8 protein-coding genes are annotated in these 5,948 nt (G+C 52.4%); 7 read left to right on the top strand and 1 reads right to left on the bottom strand.

Annotated features, from left to right (window positions below; translation table 11 throughout):
- The first annotated feature begins 5 nt into the window (after window positions 1-5).
- The 6 genes from ulaA to KQJ19_RS21970 are packed head-to-tail and all read left to right on the top strand — an operon-like array spanning window position 6 to window position 4,416.
- The gene (gene ulaA / locus KQJ19_RS21995; RefSeq protein WP_216404146.1) at window positions 6-1,403 is read left to right on the top strand and encodes a PTS ascorbate transporter subunit IIC; all 1,398 of its coding nucleotides are present in this window, start codon (window positions 6-8) and stop codon (window positions 1,401-1,403) included.
- Window positions 1,404-1,418: 15 nt separating this feature from the next.
- Entirely contained in the window at window positions 1,419-1,724 is a 306-nt protein-coding gene (ulaB, locus tag KQJ19_RS21990) for a PTS ascorbate transporter subunit IIB (protein WP_016151426.1), read from the top strand.
- An 11-nt stretch (window positions 1,725-1,735) separates the two neighbouring features.
- Complete coding sequence (ulaC, locus tag KQJ19_RS21985) at window positions 1,736-2,203, top strand: PTS ascorbate transporter subunit IIA (RefSeq protein WP_016151427.1); 468 nt, start codon at window positions 1,736-1,738, stop codon at window positions 2,201-2,203.
- Window positions 2,204-2,215: 12 nt separating this feature from the next.
- Window positions 2,216-2,866, top strand: coding sequence for a 3-keto-L-gulonate-6-phosphate decarboxylase UlaD (locus KQJ19_RS21980; protein ID WP_216404145.1), 651 nt, complete (start codon window positions 2,216-2,218; stop codon window positions 2,864-2,866).
- A 9-nt stretch (window positions 2,867-2,875) separates the two neighbouring features.
- On the top strand, window positions 2,876-3,730 hold the full coding sequence (locus KQJ19_RS21975) for an L-ribulose-5-phosphate 3-epimerase (protein ID WP_216404144.1): 855 nt from the start codon (window positions 2,876-2,878) through the stop codon (window positions 3,728-3,730).
- Window positions 3,730-4,416, top strand: a complete 687-nt coding sequence (locus tag KQJ19_RS21970; protein WP_216404143.1) for an L-ribulose-5-phosphate 4-epimerase — start codon at window positions 3,730-3,732, stop codon at window positions 4,414-4,416. The genes KQJ19_RS21975 and KQJ19_RS21970 overlap by 1 nt, the downstream gene beginning before the upstream one ends.
- 130 nt (window positions 4,417-4,546) lie before the next feature.
- Here the strand turns inward: KQJ19_RS21970 and yjfY are convergent, their stop codons facing one another.
- Window positions 4,547-4,822 carry a DUF1471 family protein YjfY gene (yjfY, locus tag KQJ19_RS21965; RefSeq protein WP_016155520.1) on the bottom strand — a complete coding sequence of 92 codons (276 nt, stop codon included), beginning with the start codon at window positions 4,820-4,822 and terminating at the stop codon, window positions 4,547-4,549.
- 298 nt (window positions 4,823-5,120) lie between these two features.
- Between yjfY and KQJ19_RS21960 the strand changes: the two genes are divergently transcribed.
- On the top strand, window positions 5,121-5,885 hold the full coding sequence (locus KQJ19_RS21960; RefSeq protein ID WP_016151432.1) for a TSUP family transporter: 765 nt from the start codon (window positions 5,121-5,123) through the stop codon (window positions 5,883-5,885).
- Window positions 5,886-5,948 lie beyond the last annotated feature (63 nt).

Genomic DNA, 5,948 nt, shown 5'->3' with positions numbered 1-5,948 from the left:
TCGTTATGGAGATCCTCTACAACATCTTTACCGTCTTTTTTAATCAGGTTATGACCAACGCGCCCTTGCTGTTGGGTATTGTGACCTGTCTTGGTTACATCCTGCTGCGTAAAAGCGTCAGCGTTATTATCAAAGGCACGATCAAAACGATTATCGGTTTTATGTTGCTGCAAGCGGGATCGGGCATTCTGACCAGCACGTTTAAACCGGTGGTGGCAAAGATGTCCGAAGTTTACGGTATCAATGGTGCGATTTCCGATACCTATGCCTCCATGATGGCAACCATCGAACGTATGGGCGATGCCTATAGTTGGGTGGGTTATGCGGTGTTGTTGGCGCTGGCGCTGAATATTTGTTACGTACTGCTACGGCGTATTACCGGCATTCGCACCATCATGTTGACCGGCCACATAATGTTCCAGCAGGCGGGCCTGATTGCCGTCTCTTTCTACATCTTCGGTTACCCGATGTGGACCACCATCATCTGCACCGCGGTGCTGGTGTCCCTCTACTGGGGCATTACTTCCAATATGATGTACAAGCCGACGCAGGAAGTGACCGACGGCTGCGGTTTCTCCATCGGTCACCAGCAGCAGTTCGCTTCATGGATTGCCTACAAAGTCGCGCCTTATCTGGGTAAGAAAGAGGAGAGTGTTGAAGATCTGAAGCTGCCGGGCTGGCTGAATATCTTCCATGACAACATCGTTTCTACCGCGATTGTTATGACCCTCTTCTTCGGCGCGATCCTGCTCTCTTTCGGCATTGATGTAGTTCAGGCGATGGCGGGTAAAACTCACTGGACGGTCTATATCCTGCAGACCGGTTTTTCGTTTGCCGTCGCTATTTTCATCATCACTCAGGGCGTACGTATGTTCGTTGCTGAGCTTTCAGAAGCGTTCAACGGTATCTCTCAACGTCTGATCCCGGGTGCAGTGCTGGCTATCGACTGCGCGGCGATTTATAGCTTTGCGCCCAACGCGGTGGTCTGGGGCTTTATGTGGGGCACCATCGGCCAACTGATTGCGGTGGGCATCCTGGTGGGTTGCGGCTCTTCTATTCTGATTATCCCTGGCTTTATTCCGATGTTCTTCTCGAACGCGACTATCGGCGTGTTTGCTAACCACTTTGGCGGCTGGCGCGCGGCGCTTAAGATTTGCCTGGTGATGGGGATGATCGAAATCTTCGGCTGCGTCTGGGCGGTGAAGCTCACCGGGATGAGCGCCTGGATGGGCATGGCGGACTGGTCAATTCTGGCGCCGCCGATGATGCAGGGCTTTGCCTCCATCGGCATCGTGTTTATGGCCGTCATTATTCTGATTGCACTGGCTTATATGTTTTTCGCAGGACGCACCTTGCGCGTTGAGGAAGACGCAGAAAAACAACTGGCAGAACACTCTGCTTAATAAGGAGTTCCGATTATGACCGTACGTATTTTGGCTGTATGTGGCAATGGGCAGGGGAGTTCCATGATCATGAAGATGAAGGTGGATCAGTTTTTAACCCAGTCAAATATTGACCATACGGTAAACAGTTGCGCAGTAGGTGAATACAAAAGTGAACTGAGCGGCGCGGATATCATCATCGCTTCTACCCATATCGCCGGTGAGATTACCGTATCGGGCAATAAATATGTTGTTGGCGTACGCAACATGCTGTCTCCCGCCGATTTTGGACCAAAACTGCTGGAAGTGATCAACGCGCATTTCCCTCAGGACGTGAAGTAAGGAGGCGGCCTATGAAATTACGTGATTCGCTGGCAGACAATAACGCCATCCTTTTACAGGCCGAGGCCAGCTCCTGGCAGGAAGCGGTAAAGCTGAGCGTGGATCTGCTGGTTAAGGCTGATGTGGTTGAACCACGCTACTACCAGGCCATCCTCGACGGAGTCGAACAGTTCGGCCCGTATTTCGTGATTGCGCCCGGCCTGGCGATGCCGCACGGCCGTCCGGAGGAGGGGGTCAAGAAAACCGGTTTTGCGCTGGTGACGCTGAAAACACCACTGGTGTTTAACCACGAAGATAACGACCCGGTCGACATCCTGATCACCATGGCGGCAGTAGACGCCAACACACATCAGGAAGTCGGCATCATGCAGATCGTGAATCTTTTTGACGACGAAGCCAATTTCGACCGTTTACGTGCCTGCCGTACCGCGCAGGAAGTGCTGGATTTAATTGATAACGCCACTGCGGCGGCTGTTTAAAAGGATACCAAAATGTCATTACCTATGTTGCAGGTTGCGCTGGATAACCAATCAATGTCTTCCGCCTATGAAACGACGCGTCTGATTGCCGAAGAGGTCGATATCATTGAGGTGGGCACGATTCTTTGCGTGGCAGAGGGGGTGCGCGCCGTACGCGATCTGAAGACGCTTTATCCGCATAAAATTGTGCTGGCGGATGCCAAAATCGCCGACGCGGGTAAAATCCTCTCGCGCATGTGTTTCGAAGCCAATGCTGACTGGGTTACCGTCATCTGCTGCGCGGATATCAACACCACCAGGGGGGCGCTGGAGGTGGCGAAAGAATTTAACGGCGACGTGCAGATTGAACTGACTGGTTACTGGACCTGGGAGCAGGCGCAGGAGTGGCGTGACGCGGGCATTGGGCAAGTGGTATATCACCGCAGCCGTGACGCGCAGGCGGCGGGTGTGGCATGGGGAGAGGCAGATATCAGCGCCATCAAACGCTTGTCTGATATGGGCTTTAAGGTCACCGTCACCGGCGGCCTGGCGCTGGAGGATTTGCCGCTGTTCCAGGGGATCCCTATCCACGTCTTTATTGCCGGACGTAGTATTCGCGATGCCGCCTCTCCGGTAGACGCTGCGCGTCAGTTCAAACGTTCCATCGCCCAACTGTGGGGATAAGGAGCGACTATGTTGTCGAAACAGGTCCCGCTCGGTATCTATGAAAAAGCGCTCCCCGGCGGGGAGTGCTGGCTGGAACGCTTGCAGCTGGCGAAGGAACTGGGCTTTGATTTTGTCGAAATATCGGTTGATGAAACCGACGCTCGCCTGGCGCGTCTTGACTGGCGCCGCGAGCAGCGACTGGCGCTGGTGGTCGCTATCGCTGAGACAGGGATACGCGTACCGTCCATGTGCCTGAGCGCTCATCGTCGTTTCCCCCTTGGCAGTGAAGATGATGCGGTGCGCGAACAGGGGCTGGAGATCATGCGTAAAGCCATTCAGTTTGCGCAGGATATCGGTATTCGCGTTATTCAACTGGCGGGTTACGACGTCTATTACCAGCAGGCCAATAACGAAACGCGTCGTCGGTTTCGCGATGGGCTGAAAGAGAGCGTGGAGATGGCGAGCCGCGCGCAGGTGACGCTGGCGATGGAAATCATGGATTATCCGCTGATGAATTCGATCAGCAAGGCACTGGGTTATGCCCACTATCTCAACAATCCGTGGTTCCAGTTGTATCCCGATATTGGCAATTTGTCGGCGTGGGATAACGACGTGCAGATGGAGCTGCAGGCTGGGATGGGTCATATCGTTGCCGTACACGTGAAGGATACCAAACCCGGTGTATTCAAAAATGTGCCGTTTGGTGAAGGGGTTGTTGAGTTCGAACGTTGTTTTGCGACGCTCAAACAGAGTGGGTACTGCGGACCATACCTGATTGAGATGTGGAGTGAAACGTCGGACGACCCGGCACGTGAAGTCGCGAAGGCGCGCGACTGGGTGAAGGCGCGAATGGCCAGCGCAGGTCTGGTGGAGGCGGTGTAATGCAAAAACTTAAACAGCAGGTTTTTGAGGCCAATATGGATTTGCCGCGCTACGGGCTGGTGACGTTCACCTGGGGGAACGTCAGCGCCATTGACCGCGAGCGCGGTCTGGTGGTGATTAAGCCTAGCGGCGTCGACTACCAAACGATGCAGGTAGATGACATGGTGGTTGTGGATCTGGTCGGCAACGTAGTGGAAGGGCGCTATCGTCCTTCTTCTGATACCGCCACCCATCTGGTGCTGTATCGCCGCTATTCTTCTCTCGGCGGCGTGGTGCACACCCACTCAACCCACGCGACGGCATGGGCGCAGGCGGGTCTGGCAATTCCCTCGCTTGGCACGACGCATGCGGATTACTTCTTTGGCGATATTCCCTGCACCAGGGCGTTAACTGAAGCTGAAGTTCAGGGCGAGTATGAGCAAAATACCGGCAAGGTGATTGTCGAAACGCTGGGGGAGGTGGAACCTTTGCATACGCCTGGCGTAGTGGTGTACCAGCATGGCCCGTTTGCCTGGGGCAAGGATGCTCACTATGCGGTACATAACGCCGTGGTGATGGAGGAAGTGGCAAAAATGGCATGGATTGCGCGTGGTATTAATCCGGCGCTTAGCCCCATCGACAGCTATCTGATGAATAAGCATTTCATGCGTAAGCACGGCCCAAACGCCTATTACGGACAGAAGTAACGACTAAGTCCTGGAGCCCAATCATTCAGGGGATGTTATCGATCTGGTTTCGGGACTTTGTTGCAAAAAAAGCCCCCTGTGATGGGGGCAAATTAAACTGCGGCAATGTTCTCGTTGGTTATTTCTGGTGCTAGCGGTAAATATCTGCACTGGCGTGCATATTTCCGTTACTACCGGGTTCCCTGGTGAGGATCACGTGGTAGTAGGTTGCGCCTTGCGCATCGGTCTCTTCATTCAGGGCCTGAGTGGCTTCACTTTCAGTGGCGAAGTTATGATTTATGTAAATGACGCCTAAGCTCTGCACATCATCCATATTCCTGGCCTGATGATTGTCAATTTTGATGGCTGCCGTTGCATTTGCACTAAGCAAAAGCATAGCCAGAAGGGTCAAAACACGGGCTCGCATATGTACCTCCTCGACTGCGGTCTCTGGTTGCCTCTCTCCTGTGAGTGATTAGCTTCTGATGTAATTTTAACCGCTACCGGCGCAGTCGATAGCGACCATTTCTGATGCAGTTGTTCAAAAAATTACCGCATGACCATCTTTTCTTTTATTAACAGGCCGCTGGTGTGTACCGCTGCGGTGAAAAATACCTGTCTTTCGCGCATAAGCACTTACCAAATAGTCAATTTAATCGGGTGAGTACGCCGTTTATAGTGAGCTGGATAATTAATATAACTTTATGATAATAAGGCAAAAACTTATGGATACTTCATTCATGGATTTCAGCTACTTTGTGATTATGTTTATGGTCGCGCTGGTGGCAGGCTTTATTAACGTGGTGTCGGGCGGCGGTGGTTTTCTCTCGATTGGCGCACTGTTAATTTCTGGTTTACCCCCGGCGAATGCGCTGGCAACCAATAAAATTCAGGCGCTGGGCAGCTCGCTGACCTCCGGGATTTATTTTTTACGCCGGGGGCATATCAACGTGCAGGAGCACAAGTATGTGTTTTTATCTGCCTTTATCGGTTCTGCGATGGGAACGACGCTTATCCAGTTCATTGAACCGGAACTGCTGAAGAAACTGCTCCCGATCCTGATTATCGCGGTCGCTATCTACTTTATTTTTGCGCCAAATCTCAGCGAACCGAAAAGAAAGCAGCAAGTATCCCTGTTTCTCTTCTCGTTGATCGGCGGGGGATGCATTGGCTTTTATGACGGCTTTCTCGGTGCCGGGGCTGGCTCCTTTTATACCCTCAGCTATATCCTGCTGTGGGGATACAGCATCGATAAGGCGCAAATTCACTCGAATTTTATTAACCTGGCATCCAACATCGCCTCGATATTGTTCTTCATTTTTGGCGGTAAAATGATCTGGTCACTGGGGCTGGTGATGTTTGCCGGGCAGTCCCTCGGCGCACGTCTTGGCGCGACGGTCGTACTAACGCGCGGCAAGAAAGTTATCCGACCCATGATTGTCATTGTCTCCATTTGCATCAGCGTCAAAATGCTGCTGGATATGTATTAATGGCGACATGATAAATAATCGTACAATTACCTTGAGTTTAGTGGCAGGCGCCAGTATTATGAC

Source organism: Citrobacter sp. S46_ASV_140 (assembly GCF_018919545.1).
Lineage (GTDB): Bacteria > Pseudomonadota > Gammaproteobacteria > Enterobacterales > Enterobacteriaceae > Citrobacter > Citrobacter braakii.
This window is presented reverse-complemented; position numbering and strand designations above follow the sequence as displayed.